Genomic DNA, 1,366 nt, shown 5'->3' on the forward strand with positions numbered 1-1,366 from the left:
CTCATAAGCCCCTTAATGAACTTGGACACTAAGAGTGTATATGCTTTACACTAATAGTTGACAGGGGATGATGAAATGAAACGAACGAAACATTCAACAGATTTCAAATTACAATTGGTGAAAGAAGCACTGGAGACTGAAAATACAGCGGCGGTTGCTCGCCGCTATGAAATAGCAACGAATATGCTCCATCGTTGGATTAAAGAATATCGCGATGGCAAGTTCGGTGATGTTCAAATGGAACAAATCTCGGAGTTTGACTCCAAAGCAATAGCTGAAGAAAATGATCAGTTAAAAAAATTGCTCGGAGAACAAGCGCTGGAGATCGCGATTCTCCGTGATCTTATAAAAAAGAAAAACCCTCACTTGCTGAAAAAATTGAAGTAGCCGATTTCTACATCGAACAAGGATATAGCACCCAGTTCGTTCTGCGTCTAGCTAACATTCCACGCTCGAGTTATTACTATCATAAGAAAGCACAATTACGCAGCAAATTAGTGAGTGAGGGACGCCCAACACCTGGATTCTCGCGGCTTACAAATGGTTTCACAATATCTGATGAACAGATTAAAGAATGGCTTATGGAGCTTATCGCTAGCGATGGGGCTAGTTATGGTTACCGTAAATTGACTGTGGCATTGCGCGAACAGCACAAGCTTCGCATAAACAAGAAGAAAGTATATCGACTGTGCAAGGAACTAGGTATCCTAAAACCACAACGTCAAAAACGAGTTCGATTTCCGAAAAGGATCGCGTCAAATCGAACGATAACGAATTCCAATCAACTGTTTGAAACCGATATTAAATACGGTTATATAGCAGGTGAACAGCGATTTTTCTTCATACAATCCATTATTGACGTCTATGATCGTGCAATTGTATCGTATCACATTGGCCTTCGATGTGAAGCCAAAGACGTTGTACGAACCATACAAGCCGCTATGTTTAAGCGTCAGTTATTTAGCTCTCAGACGATGCCAGTAATTCGTTCAGACAACGGTCCTCAGTTCATATCAAGCACTTTCGAGGAAGCTTGTATCGACTTTGGTATGGAGCATGAAAGAATACCGCCTAGAACGCCGAATATGAATGCCCATATCGAGTCATTTCATCGAATATTGCAGGATGATTGTTTGGGTAAATACGAATTTCAAAATTATGGTGAAGCATATCAAGTGGTATCTGAATTCATGCGATTCTACAATGAACGCAGGATTCATTCCAGTATTAGGGATATGGCACCAGAGAAATTTTACAACCAGAATCAAGTGGAAGCGATTCCAATTAAAATGGTTCGAGTCTAAACGAAAATGAATGAAAAAGAAAGAATTAGTGTCTATGTGTCCAAATTTATGGGGTTAATCCG

2 protein-coding genes are annotated in these 1,366 nt (G+C 40.2%); both read left to right on the plus strand.

Going from position 1 to position 1,366, the window contains the following annotated elements; all coding sequences use genetic code 11:
• The first annotated feature begins 75 nt into the window (after nucleotides 1-75).
• Nucleotides 76-387 carry a transposase gene (locus AZ66_RS29135; RefSeq protein ID WP_044358136.1) on the plus strand — a complete coding sequence of 104 codons (312 nt, stop codon included), beginning with the start codon at nucleotides 76-78 and terminating at the stop codon, nucleotides 385-387.
• Between the two features lie 41 nt (nucleotides 388-428).
• The gene (locus AZ66_RS29140) at nucleotides 429-1,304 is read left to right on the plus strand and encodes an IS3 family transposase (RefSeq protein ID WP_231587102.1); all 876 of its coding nucleotides are present in this window, start codon (nucleotides 429-431) and stop codon (nucleotides 1,302-1,304) included.
• Nucleotides 1,305-1,366 lie beyond the last annotated feature (62 nt).

Origin of the sequence: Paenibacillus sp. E194, from assembly GCF_000935845.1 — a bacterium.
GTDB classification, from domain to species: Bacteria; Bacillota; Bacilli; order Paenibacillales; family Paenibacillaceae; genus Paenibacillus_B; species Paenibacillus_B alvei_B.

Bases quoted from the DNA above. Each gene is read 5' to 3' on its own strand.
- AZ66_RS29135 (WP_044358136.1), top strand. From the start codon at position 76: ATGAAACGAACGAAACATTCAACAGATTTCAAATTACAATTGGTGAAA.